Here is a 13,942-nt window from a genome sequence, read left to right on the forward strand (position 1 = left end):
TGCTTAAAAGCTTTGTCGAGGCAGGAGGGAAAAGGCTTAAATAGGTTCACCCACACACCACTTGCTGATGTAACATGGGGACTCCCAGTATAGAATTCGACAAGACGCTCAGAAGTAAGAAGTTCATGAGTCTGCTCATCGCAGCCCTGCTCGTGACCTACGCCCTCCCGTTCCCCCTGGTGAGCGGGTTCATGGAGAGCTACGGGATGGTAAAGGAGATACTGAGGCTGATGGAGAAGGAGAACGACGCCATAAACTGCCACGCGGTTTTCAACTTCGATCCCGACTTCTTCGGCGGGCATGGAATGAAATGTGACGAGACCTACTACCGTCCCAACGAGACAACCGTGAGCTGCTGCGGAATGCAGGTTTACCGGGACACCTACTGGGAGTACCTCCGTGCATCGAGCGAGATGAGGGAAAAACTTCCCCTGATGGTTGTCTTCGCGGTGTGGGTGTTCCTGACAAATCTGACCTTTAGCTACGCCCTCGTGGACGCTGCGGTAGGGCTGACAGGAGACGGAGAAAAGAGGATCATAGAATCCATCAAAGCAGGATTGAAAGCTTTGCCGGCCCTGGTTGCCGCGGAGATTCTGACGTTCGTAGTCGTTCTAATTGCACTGGTTCTCCTGGCGATTCCCATAGCGATCTTCGGCCCATTCGGCTCCTTTATAGCCGGGATACTGACCACACCCGCCTTCGCGCTCGTCGTCCCGGCGTATTACTTCACGGGGGACGTTGGGGTCGTGGGGGAGATATGGCGCGTCGCCAGGACCAACCCCGGCGGCTACTTCACCATGGGGCTGGGACTCTCAATCGTGGATGTCTTTCTGGTTCTCCAGTACGAATACTACATGGGGGCGCTGACGCTGCTCCTCCTGCTCTTCCTCGGGGCGGTGAGGTACGTGATAAACAGCCCGGGCGCACTGTGGGTGTACGTGGAGACGATTCCAGAAGAGGAAATTGAGGGAGAAATCTGATCACTCCCCAAGCTCCACGCCGTCCCCCTCATCCTCCTCGGTCAGCTCCCTTATCTCATAGACCTTGAGGGGAACCTTCTTGAGGGCCTTGCCGATGACGGCCTTGGCTATCCTCTCGGCGTGCTCGATGGTCTGGGCGTTGTAGACCTTTATGGTCAGGTACATCCCCACCAGACCCACCGAGCCAATGACGAAGGCGCTCTCGAAGTGGGCCCCGCAGACGGGGCACTGGGAGTAGCCTATTTCAACCCTCACGAAGTCGAGCTTCTCCTTGTTGAGCGCCTTGGCGACCTTGGAAACGGCGACGTTTATCGCGTCCTCGCTCGTCTCAACGTCCCTCACTATTATGGGTGCCTCCAAAACGACGACGTAGTCTCCCATAGTCCTCACCTCAGCCGAAGGCAAAGAGCCTGTCATCCTCTCCCCTGAAAACTCCGAGCCTTACGCCTGCATCGATAAAGCCGTGGGCGTAGTTCAGCGCCGCGAACGCCGTGACGTAATCGCCCTTCTCGTAGTAGTATTTGGCGTCCTCAAAATAGCTCCTCGCCATCGTCAGAAAATCCTCCGCGACGCCCCTAAGAAGGCTCTTCTCATGGACGGCTATTTCAAGGGTCTTTAAAGCCTCTTCGGTGATTCTAAAGTACTTCTGGAGCTTTTCCTCGGTTATCTCCCGCCCCACCGGTCTCGCCTCACGTTGGGTTGGGACGTTGTCTTATAAACCTTATCGTCCCCAGTCCACGCCCGAGCAAGGCTTGACCAAGAAACTCTACCTTTGCAAAGTTTCATCAAACTTCGCAAAGCAAGCTTTAAGAAAGCTTGACCAAAAGTTTGTAGCTCTCTGCGTTGTCGCGTTTGGAAAAGTTTGGTTTTCTTTCTCTTGAGAATCTGTTTTTAATGGAGAACAACGAACAAAATGCCAAGCTTATCAAGGGGTTTACTTTCCTCTGACGCCCTTTGGGCGTCTTTTTAGGGTTAAACCCCTTTGCAATGAGCCTCTAAAGGAGTTCTCACTCAAAACACTTGATTTTAAGTAGAAAACCTCCCAAGAACTTGCACTTCAAGAAGGAGTTACGAACTTTGATGAAACTTTTGCTTGGCAAAAGTTTCTTATGGTGGGCCCGCGGGGATTCGAACCCCGGACCTTCACCGTGTCAGGGTGACGTCATAACCAGTCTAGACCACGGGCCCAACCCAAGGAATGGTGGACCGGCCGGGATTTGAACCCGGGGCCTCCGCCTTGCCAAGGCGGCGCTCATACCAGGCTGAGCTACCGGCCCACTTCCATCGACGCCGTAATCACCTATCTGGGGGGGTTTATAAATTTTACGGTCGGTGCCCTCTTTCAGATGCCCATCGAAAAGCTAATATCCTCCCAGGCAGAATGTCCCATGGTGAAGACTATGGGCTTTGACCCGGTTTTGGAGGCAAAGAGGATTGAGAAAGAGATAATATCCTGGAGACGGGACTTCCACATGCACCCGGAGCTTAAGTACGAGGAGGAGAGAACCTCGGGGATAGTTGAGGAGCACCTCCACGAATGGGGGTACAGGATAAAGCGCGTAGGAACCGGGATAATAGCAGACATCGGGGAGGGCGAGAAGACGATAGCCCTCAGGGCGGACATGGACGCCCTGCCCGTTCAGGAGGAGAACGACGTCCCCTACAAGTCCCGCGTTCCCGGAAAAATGCACGCCTGCGGACACGACGCACACACTGCCATGCTCCTCGGAACTGCAAAGATAATCTCGGAGCACACCGATGAGTTCAACGGCCGGGTGAGGCTAATCTTTCAGCCGGCAGAGGAGGGCGGCAACGGAGCGGTGAAGATGATCGAAGGGGGAGCCCTGGAGGGGGTGGATGCTGTATTCGGCCTCCATGTCTGGCACGACCTCCCGAGCGGAATCATCGGAATAAAGGAAGGCCCGTTCATGGCCGGTGCGGGCATATTCAATGCACGGATAATCGGGAAGGGCGGCCACGGGGCATCGCCGCACCAGACCGTTGATCCCATCCCGATAGCGGCAGAAACAATACTGGCACTCCAGACCATAGCAAGCAGAAACATCCCTCCGATTGAGACTGGAGTCGTCAGCGTCACTGCCGTACAGGCGGGAACGGCCTTCAACGTGATTCCAGAGGAAGTTGAGATGAAGGGGACGATACGGTTCTTCAAGCACGAGATAGGCGAGCTGATTCAGAGGCGCATGGGGGAGATACTCGAAGGCATAACGAAGGCGCACGGGGCTTCCTACGAGCTGTCGATAGAGGAGCTCGTCCCGCCGACCGTTAACGATAAGAACATGGCGGCTTTTGCCAGAAAGGTGGCCGAAAAGTACGGCCTGAGGCATGGCGATGTTGAGCCGACAATGGGCGCCGAGGACTTCGCCTACTACCTCCAGAAGGTCCCTGGGGCGTTCCTGACGCTCGGAATCTACAACGAGGAAAAGGGGATAATCTACCCGCACCACCATCCCAGGTTCGACGTTGACGAGGAGGTTCTCCACCTCGGAACGGCGATGGAAGTTGCCCTGGCCATGGAGTTCCTCAGGTGAGGGGCTTTCCTATTATCTCCACCTCCCTCACTTTCTGAACCCCGAAGCTCTCGACCTCGCTGGGAAGAACCGTCAGAACCCTCTCACAGCCGAGAACCCTGGCCCTCCCAAGGACCTGCTTCACGTCCTCGAGCCTTCCCCACAGGAGCAGTGCCAGGCCGTCCCTGCCGGGAAGGTTTCGAAGAGCGTAGTACGAGCCCCCGCTCCGCCCGCTCTCAACCGTGTGATGAATTCCAGCGATATTGTCCCTGAACGCTGAAAAGAACATGCTGTAAGAACTCTGAAAACGGCCGGCAACCAGTTCGAGGTCCTTAACGTCCTCCCAGCCGAATTCAGTGGTTTCTGTCTCCCCCTCCCCTCCGGTGGGAACCCACACAATCGTCCCCGAAAACACCGCAACGCCGAAGCCGAGCTTCTCGTAGAACCTCCTAGCGGCATCATCGGGCTGAACCGTGAGAAGCCTGGCCCCTCTTTCCCTGGATATCTCCTCGACGAACTCGATGAGCGCCCTTCCAATGCCCCTGCCCCTGTAATCCGGGTGAACCTCGATGACGTCAATGTGGGCGATTCGCATAAGCTTCCCGTTAATCGGCTCCTCCGAGAAGAGAACCTCTATCTCGCCCACGATTTCTCCGTCCAACTCCGCAACGGCGACCGGCTGGTTATCCAGCAGGAGGTTGTTGATGTGGACCGCGAGCGTCTCGACGCTCATCCAGGGGCCGCCCACTGAGTAGCGCCGGTAGAGGTCGCCCGCAGGTTCCTCTCCGGCCGTGTGGAGCTTCATTATTCCGGCAACGTCGTCAAGGGTCGCCAAACGGATCCTCACCGCCCTCACCCAGGTAGCCGAACTCTTTAAGGATGTGGACTATACCCTCAGCTCCCCCATCACCGTAGGTTCTTTTCGTCACGTAGTCGGCTTCCCTTTTCAGGCTCTCCGGAGCCTGGCCGACGGCAACGCGGTAGCCGACGACGCGGAAGGCATCCAGGTCGTTCTCCCCATCCCCGACGTGGGCAACTTCACCGGGACTTATCCCGAGTATCTCACAGGCCTTTTCAATCCCCGTACCCTTGTTGATCCAGGGCTTCTTGACGTGTATCGCGAAGCCGGAATCCACGGCAATGAGGTTGAGCCCGAGCTCCGCTATTATATCCTTCACGGCCTCGACGGGGATGGTCCTCAGAATCACGAGGCCGGCCTTCCGCTCCGGCATCGAGAAGCTCATGACAGCCTCAGGGTATCGTCTCTTTATCTCGCTCCAGAGAATCCACTCCTCGTCCATCTTCGTCAGGTAAACCCTCCTCCTAAGCCGCCCGTCCTTTATGGACAGCGCGCCCCCATCCTCCGCGACAACCGGCCCGCTGGTGCCTATCATTATCGCCATGGCCTCCGCGAAGGGAACGGAGTTGCCGGTGACGAGCATGACCGGAAGGCCCAGACTCTCGGCGAGCCGTATTGCCCTTAAAGCGTTCTCACTGAGCCGCCTGTCGGGATAGGTTATAGTGCCGTCGATATCAAGCGATATTGCCCTCACCCTCACTCACACCACCGGAAGAAGTTGAGAAAACCCGATAAAAGGGTTGCTGGACATCAGTGGTCCTTCATTATCTCCCTGAGCACGCTGGTTGCGTAAACCCCCTTCGGTAGGAAGAAGCGGAAGCACATTCCGGTTCCAGGGATGTGACCGTAGGTGAGGCTAAGGGGCCGTATCAGAAGCTCCCTCCTGCCGCCCGGTTCGGCCATCGGTTTCGGGAGCCTTCTGAAGGTCTCAAGCGTTATGCCCTCTTTCTCAAGAATCTCCCCCTCAAGCTTCCCCGGAAGCCCCAGGGCTTTTCTCATCGCAAAGCCGAAGAGCGGGCCACTAAGGGCGGCCTCGCCGCGCCGTATCTTTTCGTTCACAAAATCGATGTTCGTCTCGGTGACGCGGTACGTTCTATCGCGGTAGGGAATACCTCCCTTGACCTGAACGACGATATCGCCGACGAGAGCCTCGTTCAGGGGAATGCCCATCTCAATCCTCCTGGAGATGTAGAGGTTGAAGAGGTAGCTCTGGTAGGCGTGGATGAAGATGCGCATTATCGGGAGGGGCAGCGAGAGGAAGGCCCTTCTCCAGCTCCCAGTTTCCTTGTAGCGGTAGAGGAGCGTTCTCTCATAGCGCAGGAAGTTCGGGAACTCCTCCAATGCCCTGTCAACGTCGCCCGTCTCCCAGAAATGCTTCCTGGCTTCGTCGCCCTCCATACCGCCCTCGTGCGCTCCGAGGAACAGCCTCGCGGCACCCTCGAAGTCCCCCTGGAGGAGGAGCTTTCCGATGAGATGGTTAGTGACGCGCCGCTCTCCAAAGCGCTGGTAGCCGAAGTAGTTGGGAAAGCCACCTCTGCTGCGCAGCTCCCGGATGATCTCCCGGCTCCGCTCGAAGGCCTTTTCATCAACCTCTCTAACTATTATCCGGAACCGGTTCCCAAGGAGGTGACCTAGCTTGATAAACCTGCCGTAGGAAACGAAGCGGAGCTCAACGTCCCTGATCTGAACGTTTTCAACCTTCTCCTTCGCGTCTTGGGGCACGCTTATGTACTGATAAGTCACCGCGTGCCTGTCCTTCGTTCCGGCAAAGCCGATGTCCCTGTAGTTAATCCCGGCGCGCTTCGCTATCTCCTTCACCGCGCTCATCGTGTCCCAGTTCCTCTTTTTGAGAAGGAAGATCGCGTGCTTCCTACCCTCAAAAATCGAGGGGAGAGGCTCTTCAATAACCACGAAGTCCTCGGGATGGACCTTTATCCTGCCCCCGATGCCGGGTTCTTTGCTCAGATACCTGAACTGGGAAAAGAACTCGCGGTGATCCATCTCTCACACCAGCTTTAGATGACCGGTAACCTTGTCCACGATCTCCTCCGGGGCCGGACCGATCGCAAGGACGGTTATCGTGCCAGGAGGTATCTCCGTCAGGCCGGCGTCCCTGATGAGCGCAGTTGGGATTCCCAGTTTCTCCGCGTGGGCCTTCAGTTCGAAGAGCTCCCTCTCGTTTTCAGCCTTAACGACGACCTTCTTCTGCCCCTCATGGAACCACGCTTTGAACCATTCGGGTTTTTCCTTCTGAGCCTTCAGTGCAGCGGTAACCGCTCCGTGGGCAACCTGGACGGCGAACTTGCCCTTGCTGAGCTTCAGATCCCTCCGGGAGACTATGACCTGCTTGTACCTGAACATGTCCCATCCCGAAGAAACTGCGAGAACCGATTTATAAATTTAAGGAGAGAAAAGACGAGAAGTTCAGAGCTCAGCAATCTCGGAGCTCTCCCCCTCTTCCTCGCCCTCCTTCTTCGGCAGTCCTCCAGGGCGCCTCTGTTTCTTCCGCTCAAGCTTCTCCTTGAGCTTCTCTGCCTCGTCCCAGTACCTGTAGGCCACTCCCGCGAGTATGACCGTCACCAGGATGAACACTATCGCCGCGGGCTTCCACGGGTTGCTCTCCGGCGGGAGGTATTCCGCGGAGATGCCGGCAAGCTCCTCCGCCAGCGGCTTGGGATCGTCCATCTTGGCGAGGGTCTGGTTGATGTAGGAGGGAAGCTCCTCCGCCGTCGGCCATACTTTGACCTCTTCCGTTATTATCCTCGGGGGGATGCTGTTGATCGTGACGAGGCTGCCGAGGGCGAGCCTGTGCTCCCCGCCGAGCGGATCGAGGTACACAAGGGTGGCCTCGATGTTGGTGAGGTTCTCCTTGAGCACCGTGAGGTCGAGCTGGAGGGTCTTGGTCTCGCCGGCCCTTATGGTGCCGATGTCAACCAAGGACTGCCCGTCAACGCTCGATGGGAGGTCGAGGAGCAGGGTGGCGTTCTTGACGAACTCGTAGTCGGGGTTGCCGTCGGAGGCGCGGAGGGTGAACTTGAGGCTGACCTTGTCCCCGACCTTGGCGGTCACGTAGTCGCCCCAGGTGCCGTTGTATGCCTGGGCGCTAACGTCTATGGAGGGGATGTTGTAAACCTTAATACCGGTGAGCGATGCGGAGTAGATTACCCTCTTCTTGCCCGTCTCGAGGCTCTTGTCGTCGTAGAATGTGACTGTGGCCTTTCCAATGTCGAACTCACCGACCTTAGTGGGCTTGAGAACGTAGATGAGGGCCGGCATGTTCGTGAAGGCCGGGAAGGTCTTGAGGTTCCACGTCTTGGTCATGCTTACGAGCTCGAAGTCGTTCGGTATCGGCGCGGCGACGCTCACGTCGTAGGCGTCTCCCCTGCCGAGGTTCTGGACGTTGATGGTAACCACGAGGCTGTCGGTCAGCATCATCTCCTTGGGAATCGCGTCTATGTTAGCAACCAGGTTGGCCTGCCTGAGTATCGGGGTAACCTCGGCACCCATGGGCGCGTACACCCTCAGGGTAGCGCGCTTGTAGTCGGGTTCGACCCCCTGGACGGACAGCCTGAGGGGTGTCTTTGGAACATCCTTCGGAACGTCTCCAACCTCGAGGAGCATTGTTCCAAGGCTCTGGCCGCCCTTCAGGACCTCCACCTTTGCCACGTCGGGAATGACGGATACAAGCTTAACGTAGTAAGTGGTGTTCTCGACCTTCACGGGCAGTTTCTCGTTGACATATATGAGCCCGTTGTAAACGAGCACGGTCTCCTGCGGGTTCTGATCGGGAGGATTCGTATCCTGGCCCTCCTTAACGATCTTGAAGCTGGTGGAGGCTATCTTGGGTATGTAAACGTTGATCGTGGCCCCGTTGTTAACGGTGTTGGTGACCTCTATCGTGAGGTAGTTTGAGTATGAGTGCGTGTCGTCCAGCTTGTATCTAACGGTTCCAGCGGAGCCCTTGTCCACGGTGAGGGTGTATGTGTCCCCGTACGGCATGGTGACCTTGAAGGACGCGGTATCGCCGGAGACCGATGTCAGCTTTATCTTTATCTGGGGGAACCCTTCTGGAAGTGTGAGGGTGTTTCCAACCACCATGTTCCTGTCGGACAGTATCTTCTGAAGGGGAGATTTTATCTCCAGCAGGACCGATTTGGTATCATACCTAATCCACACGAGGCTCACGTTGAGGTAAACGTTCGCACTCGATGGGTATAGGAGGTATCCATCCTGGCTAACGACGTACCTGAGCGGTCCCTGCGGGCCGTCAACCTGGAGGTATATCTTGCTCCAGTTGGGGTTCACGTCGACAAACTGAACCTCAAACGGGCCGAGAACCGCCTTGTCCTTCAGACCCAGTGAAACGCCGGTTATGCTGGCGCTCTTGGGCACGGTGGCGGATTTCGCTAAATGCATCACAGGTGTTAGGGAGAAAACCATCAGTCCCAGCAGGATTAGAGCAACGGCCTTTTTCATGCCTCCAGCCTCCAAAGAGTATTAACTAATCACCAAAAGGAAAAGGTGGTATAAAGGCGTTACGGTGTAAGCCTTCTTCTGTCCCGGGGGAACAGTATAACCTCACGGATGTTACCGAGGTCGAGCATCTGTTTTATCAGGCGCTCGGCCCCGAGCCCGAACCCACCGTGGGGCGGCATTCCGTAGCGGAACGCCTTGAGGTAGAACTCAAAGCTCTCCGGGTTGAGACCTTTCTCCTTTATCTGCTCGACGAGGACGTCGTAGCGGTGCTCCCTCTGACCGCCGGAGGTTATCTCAACACCCCTGTACTCGAGGTCGAAGGCCCTGCAGACTTCCGGCTTATCATCATATTTCATTATGTAGAAGGGCTTCGCCTCGCTGGGGTACTTGTACAGGAAGTACAGCGGTGTCTCCTCGTTCTCCATCATGTACTTTCCAAGGAGCCTCTCGCCCTCGGTGTCTATGTCCTCGCCCCAAGGGATCTCCTTGCCCAAATCGGCGAGTATCTCAAGGGCCTCATCGTAGGTAACGCGCAGGAACGGCAGTTTCGGTTCCTCGAGCTCGAAGTTGAGAACCTCAAGCTCCCTGGCGTTGTGCTCGCGGACGTAGTTGATCGTGTGGGCGACGAGCCTCTCAAGGAGCTCCATGACCTCCTCCTCGTTCTCTATGAAGGCCATCTCACTGTCGATGCTCCACGCCTCGTTGAGGTGTCTGGTCGTGTTGTGCTCCTCAGCGCGGAATATGGGGGCGATTTCGTAAACCCTGTCGAGGCCGCTCGCCATCATTATCTGCTTGTAGAGCTGGGGACTCTGGGCGAGGAAAGCATCTTTCTCGAAGTACTTCATGGGGAAGAGCTCGGTTCCACCTTCAGTGGCGGTGGCGATTATCTTGGGGGTGTGAACCTCGATGAAACCGTTCTCATGGTAGAAGTCCCTGACGGCCTTGAAAACGCTGGACCTGATTTTGAATATCGCCATTACCTCGGGGTTTCTGAGGTCCATGAAGCGGTTGTCCAGCCTGGTGTCCAGCTCGGCCTTCACCTTTCCGGTCGGGTCGAGCGGAAGCGGACTCGCGGCCCTGCTCAGTATTTCAAGCTTCTCCGGGAGGATTTCGAAGCCGAGCTTGGCCTTGGGCGTGAAGTTCACCGTTCCCTCAACCGCAACAACGTCCTCGGCGTTGAGCTTCGGGATAAGCTTGAACAGCTCCGGGTCAACCTTCTTCTTGGGGGCGGTTACCTGAACTATGCCCTCCCTGTCCCTTATCCAGAGGAACTTTATGCCTCCGAGGTCCTTGACCTCCCAGACCCAGCCGGCCACCCTGATGCGCTGGCCGTTGAGTTCCTCCGTAATCTGGCTCGAGTAGTGCGTCCGGTACATCCTATTTACCTCCAGTTCGTAAACCTGTAGGGAAGAAAAGGAAGTTCAAATAAAGTTTATCTTTACCTCGGCCCCTGTTATCTGGGAGAGGATGCTCTCCAGGACGTCGGCCTTTTCGGGGAGCTTCTTCCTGTCCCTTCCCATGACGAGGACCTTGTAGTAGGTTCCACCGCCGGGCTTGTAGACGATGTTGACTCCGAAGACGCCCGCGGGGTAGAGGAGGTCGGTGGCAAGCTTCTTGACGTCGTCGGTTCCGGTGACCTCAACGGCCTCTATGACGCGTATCCTCTTTCCGAGCTCCCTCATGAGAGCCTTGATGTTCTTGCCGCCCTTGCCTATGGTTACCGGAACGTCTCCCTCTCCAACCACGATGACTATTATGTCGCCGGCCTCAACGGCCCTCTTAAACTCCATGTCAGCGTCCCCGATGAGCTTGTAAAGGAGTCTCGCAACCTTAACATCAAGCTCCGAGATGACCCCGTCCTGGAGCTTTTTCTCGTCAGCCGGGCACAGAATGTCGTCGGTCTTCAAACACACCTCACAGATTGGCGCCTTCATTTCCTCACCTCCTCACCTAAGAATGACCTTAAACGGGCTAACCCTTAATTCTGGAAGTCCTTTAAAAACCTTATTATGGAAGAAAAAGCCGAAAGGAGGTTCAGATTTCGCCCTCTATCTCGCGCCTTATGCGCTCGATGAATTCCTCGGTGAAGCGATGCCTCTCCTCGGCCATCCTCCTCGCGGTTTCGGTGTACATCAAATCCTTCAGCTTCAGTATCTTCTCCTCGAAGTGCTCTAAGGAATCCTCGATGCTCCTTCCGTGCTCGCCCGAGTACATGAAAACCCTTGCCACGCCTATCGCACCGATCGCATCGAGCTTGTCGGCGTCGCTGAGTATCTTGGCTTCAAGCGTCTCCGGCTCCGGGCCGCGGGAGAAGCGGTGGGCCTCTATGGCGTGGGCAACCGCCTCAACCTTCTCCTCCGGGTACCCGAGGCTTCTGAGGTAGTGCCTCGCTATCCTGGCCCCTTCAGCGGCGTGGTCTTCAACCCTTCCAGCGCTCTCGAGCGGCCTCGCCACGTCGTGGAGGAGGGCCGCAAGGGCCAGGGTCTCCAGGTCGGCCCCCTCCTCCCTCCCGATGTGGAGGCAGAGGTTGAGCACGCGCTCCACGTGGCTGAAGCCATGGGTTCCCTCCCGTTCAAAGAAGTGCCTGGCGTAATCGCGGGTCCGTTCTATGAGTCTGATTGAATTTCCATCATCGATGAACTCCTCGAGCCTCATCTCATCACCTTAGGGCCTCGTTTACAACGGCGTTTAAAAGCTCAACGATTTTCTCGTGAACGTCGAGGCTTATCCCATCAACCGTCGGCGTCTGGGTTTTGGAGACCCCGTCTATCAGACCGAGCTTTGAGATTATTGTAACTATCGTCTTCTCATCCCATCCCGGGAGGAGCTTCCGCCCGAGCTCTATCGACGCCTGGGCCACGAGCCCGTAGGCCCCCCAGTTTGAGACGGCGGAGAGAATGAGCTCATCGGTCTCAACGGTGCTCGATATCCTCTCACCGTGTGGTACGTATCGCGAGACGAGGCCCCTTATGTTCCCCATGCCCGCCTCGTTGCCCCCGTCGCCTATTCCAATCGTGGGAACTCCGATGTCCCTCGCCCTGAGAACCGCCCAGTCAAAAGTCCCCCTCGTGATCTCCATGGCGCTCATTGAGTAGTACCTTCCATCCGCGGCCCTGCCAGGGGTTTCGACCGCTATCACGAGGGAGTAGTCCCCTATCTCCGGCTCGTCCGTGAACCTGATGCCGAAGGGCTCCAGGGCGGTCTTTACCTCCGGATAAGTAAGCACCTCAGCGGTGCCCCCCAGGGTCTCAACCGCCTTCGCCAAGGCCAGTGCTCCCGGCGGGCCGTCGGTTTCTGCCCTCATCTCCGGCGGTATGGGAAATCCAGTAACGATGAGAACGCGTTCATAATTATCCAAAAACAGTTTTGCAGAATTATGTAAAAAATTGGGGTTCTCCCGGCGGTAGTCGAGGTATACCCTCAGAACCCCCCGGTTCCCAACGTCCGTGTTTATCAGATGTGCTATCATGCCTCATTCCTCGAGTTCGTAAACGACTATCCTGACCTTTCTGCCCTTCACAGCCTCTTTAAGCTTCCACCAGAGCTCCGTCGGCTCCTCACTCCGGTGGGTCAGTTCGTGGCCGTTCTCAAGCTTCACTCTCTTCTCCCGGTACCGGACAAAAACTCCCTCGGCGTTGAATACCTCCCTCATTCCAATCCCCCCAGCACTTTTCTCAGCTCGTGAAGCGTTCTAATCTCGTAGTCCGCCATGTTGTAATCCTCGTCGCCGTTCCGATTTATCCAGACCGCCACCATGCCCACGTTCTTGGCACCGTAAACGTCCTGGCTCAGGGAGTCCCCCACCATGACAGCTTCTTCCGGCTCGACACCCAGCTTCTCCAGGGCGTACAGGAATATTTTGGGCTCGGGCTTTATTGCCTTGACGTCCTCCCGAGTGACAACAGCGTCGAAGTAGTCCATCAGCCCGGTGAGCCTCAGCTTGAGCCTCTGGTACTCGGGTCCGCTGGTAACGGCCCCAAGCTTGTAGCCGCTCTCCCTCAGCCACTCAAGCACGGGAATCGTATCCGGATAGACGTGGAGCTTGTGAGGGTACCTCTCCATGAGTTCCTCGTACTGGAGGTCGAGGTCAAAGAGCCTGAAGAAGAAGTTCCAGTCGTGCCAGTCGTAGGTGTCCCTCCTCTCGAATATCTCGCCCAGGAACCGTTCCCTGGCCTCATCCTTGCTGATTCCAAACCGTTTCGAGAGCGTGTCGTAAACCTGCGGGAGAAACAGCTGAATCAGCGGCATCTCTGTCAGCAGAGTCCCATCGATGTCGAAGAGAACCGCCCTCATTTTACCACCTACCACTTTTTGACGAGCAGGGAGAGTATCTCGACCCTGCCGTTGAGGTTCTCGTCCGTTATCACGCCCCAGATCACATCCTTCTCGGAGAGTATCTCCTGGAAACTGTGCAGTATGCTGTGGGCCCCCTTGAGAGGGAAGTCGTTCCCCACGAGGATACCTATGAGCCCGCGCTCCCAGATGCCCCAGTGCCAGGTGAAGTCCACCTCACGGAGGAGGCGCAGGATTCCGACGTTGCCGCCGCGGATCATGTTGAACAGGTCGGCGTAGTCGATGTTCACCAGCATCTGGCTCTCCAGATAGTAGTAGAGCCGCGAGAACATCTCCGCTATGCCCGCGGAGGCCCCCTGGAACGCATCCTGGAGGGAAACGCTCTCATCGGTGAAGAAGTCCCAGAGGGAGTCGTAAAAAACCGTCTCAAAATCGCGTGCCCAGGGGGGTTTTTTCTCATTCACGAGCTCCTTTCTAGGGGTGAGAACGTAAGCGAGCCTTATTGTGTCCCGGGGCGCGCTGTCTATTATAATCTCCCTCAGTTCGTGATTCACGTCCTTATCCTCAAACACCAGCCAGAGGAACGTGTCCTTCGGGAGCCTGGAAAAGAAGTTCCGGAGCCTCTCCTCGTACCTCTCCGAGTTCGAGAGAAGGTAGTAAGCGGGGTTAACTGTCACCTTAACTATCCCATCGGCGGTTATGCTGTTGACTATCCGCGCGCCCGTGCCGCCTATTCCAACGAAAAGATGGGTAAAGGACTGCATGACGACCCCTAAAAAGGGAATAGGAAAGGCCGTTCATAT

At 56.5% G+C, this 13,942-nt stretch carries 16 protein-coding genes and 2 tRNA genes; 2 read left to right on the forward strand and 16 right to left on the reverse strand.

The features are described from left to right. Positions 1-74: 74 nt before the first annotated feature. Positions 75-980 (forward strand): hypothetical protein, encoded by a 906-nt coding sequence (locus GQS_RS03430; protein WP_014012280.1) that lies wholly within the window; start codon positions 75-77, stop codon positions 978-980. Here GQS_RS03430 and GQS_RS03435 read toward each other — a convergent pair whose 3' ends face one another. From GQS_RS03435 to GQS_RS03450, 4 genes are all read right to left on the reverse strand, one after another. Further along, positions 981-1,361, reverse strand: coding sequence for a DUF555 domain-containing protein (locus GQS_RS03435; protein WP_014012281.1), 381 nt, complete (start codon positions 1,359-1,361; stop codon positions 981-983). It abuts the gene before it with no gap. Positions 1,362-1,371: 10 nt separating this feature from the next. Then, entirely contained in the window at positions 1,372-1,659 is a 288-nt protein-coding gene (locus tag GQS_RS03440) for a DUF357 domain-containing protein (RefSeq protein ID WP_014012282.1), read from the reverse strand. A gap of 431 nt (positions 1,660-2,090) precedes the next feature. Further along, a tRNA-Val gene (locus GQS_RS03445) sits at positions 2,091-2,168 on the reverse strand. Between the two features lie 11 nt (positions 2,169-2,179). After that, positions 2,180-2,257, reverse strand: a tRNA-Ala gene (locus tag GQS_RS03450). A 123-nt stretch (positions 2,258-2,380) separates the two neighbouring features. Between GQS_RS03450 and GQS_RS03455 the strand changes: the two genes are divergently transcribed. Then, a complete protein-coding gene (locus tag GQS_RS03455; RefSeq protein WP_014012283.1) occupies positions 2,381-3,532 on the forward strand; it encodes a M20 family metallopeptidase in 1,152 nt (383 codons plus the stop codon). On the opposite strand, the gene GQS_RS03460 is transcribed toward GQS_RS03455, so the two are convergent. The 12 genes from GQS_RS03460 to GQS_RS03515 all read right to left on the reverse strand — a co-directional run bounded on the left by GQS_RS03460 (position 3,525) and on the right by GQS_RS03515 (position 13,903). Continuing rightward, entirely contained in the window at positions 3,525-4,358 is an 834-nt protein-coding gene (locus GQS_RS03460; RefSeq protein ID WP_048056518.1) for a GNAT family N-acetyltransferase, read from the reverse strand. The two genes, GQS_RS03455 and GQS_RS03460, sit on opposite strands and share 8 nt — an antisense overlap. Beyond that, positions 4,333-5,070, reverse strand: coding sequence for a phosphoglycolate phosphatase (locus GQS_RS03465; RefSeq protein ID WP_014012285.1), 738 nt, complete (start codon positions 5,068-5,070; stop codon positions 4,333-4,335). The genes GQS_RS03460 and GQS_RS03465 overlap by 26 nt, the downstream gene beginning before the upstream one ends. A gap of 50 nt (positions 5,071-5,120) precedes the next feature. Continuing rightward, positions 5,121-6,371, reverse strand: a complete 1,251-nt coding sequence (gene truD / locus GQS_RS03470; protein WP_014012286.1) for a tRNA pseudouridine(13) synthase TruD — start codon at positions 6,369-6,371, stop codon at positions 5,121-5,123. A gap of 3 nt (positions 6,372-6,374) precedes the next feature. After that, positions 6,375-6,731, reverse strand: a complete 357-nt coding sequence (pth2, locus tag GQS_RS03475; RefSeq protein WP_014012287.1) for a peptidyl-tRNA hydrolase Pth2 — start codon at positions 6,729-6,731, stop codon at positions 6,375-6,377. 63 nt (positions 6,732-6,794) lie between these two features. Continuing rightward, entirely contained in the window at positions 6,795-8,846 is a 2,052-nt protein-coding gene (locus GQS_RS03480) for a membrane protein (protein ID WP_048056519.1), read from the reverse strand. Positions 8,847-8,905: 59 nt separating this feature from the next. Further along, a complete protein-coding gene (gene aspS, locus GQS_RS03485) occupies positions 8,906-10,222 on the reverse strand; it encodes an aspartate--tRNA(Asn) ligase (protein ID WP_014012289.1) in 1,317 nt (438 codons plus the stop codon). Positions 10,223-10,267: 45 nt separating this feature from the next. Then, on the reverse strand, positions 10,268-10,780 hold the full coding sequence (locus GQS_RS03490) for a KH domain-containing protein (protein WP_014012290.1): 513 nt from the start codon (positions 10,778-10,780) through the stop codon (positions 10,268-10,270). A gap of 100 nt (positions 10,781-10,880) precedes the next feature. After that, positions 10,881-11,501, reverse strand: coding sequence for an HD domain-containing protein (locus GQS_RS03495; RefSeq protein WP_014012291.1), 621 nt, complete (start codon positions 11,499-11,501; stop codon positions 10,881-10,883). Between the two features lie 4 nt (positions 11,502-11,505). Beyond that, positions 11,506-12,315 carry a glutamate cyclase domain-containing protein gene (locus GQS_RS03500; protein ID WP_014012292.1) on the reverse strand — a complete coding sequence of 270 codons (810 nt, stop codon included), beginning with the start codon at positions 12,313-12,315 and terminating at the stop codon, positions 11,506-11,508. A gap of 3 nt (positions 12,316-12,318) precedes the next feature. Then, positions 12,319-12,498 carry a hypothetical protein gene (locus tag GQS_RS03505; RefSeq protein WP_014012293.1) on the reverse strand — a complete coding sequence of 60 codons (180 nt, stop codon included), beginning with the start codon at positions 12,496-12,498 and terminating at the stop codon, positions 12,319-12,321. Then, positions 12,495-13,139 (reverse strand): TIGR02253 family HAD-type hydrolase, encoded by a 645-nt coding sequence (locus tag GQS_RS03510; protein ID WP_014012294.1) that lies wholly within the window; start codon positions 13,137-13,139, stop codon positions 12,495-12,497. Before GQS_RS03510 ends, GQS_RS03505 begins: the two co-directional genes overlap by 4 nt. 8 nt (positions 13,140-13,147) lie before the next feature. Beyond that, complete coding sequence (locus GQS_RS03515; RefSeq protein ID WP_014012295.1) at positions 13,148-13,903, reverse strand: hypothetical protein; 756 nt, start codon at positions 13,901-13,903, stop codon at positions 13,148-13,150. Positions 13,904-13,942 lie beyond the last annotated feature (39 nt).

Source organism: Thermococcus sp. 4557 (assembly GCF_000221185.1).
Taxonomy (GTDB): Archaea; Methanobacteriota_B; Thermococci; order Thermococcales; family Thermococcaceae; genus Thermococcus.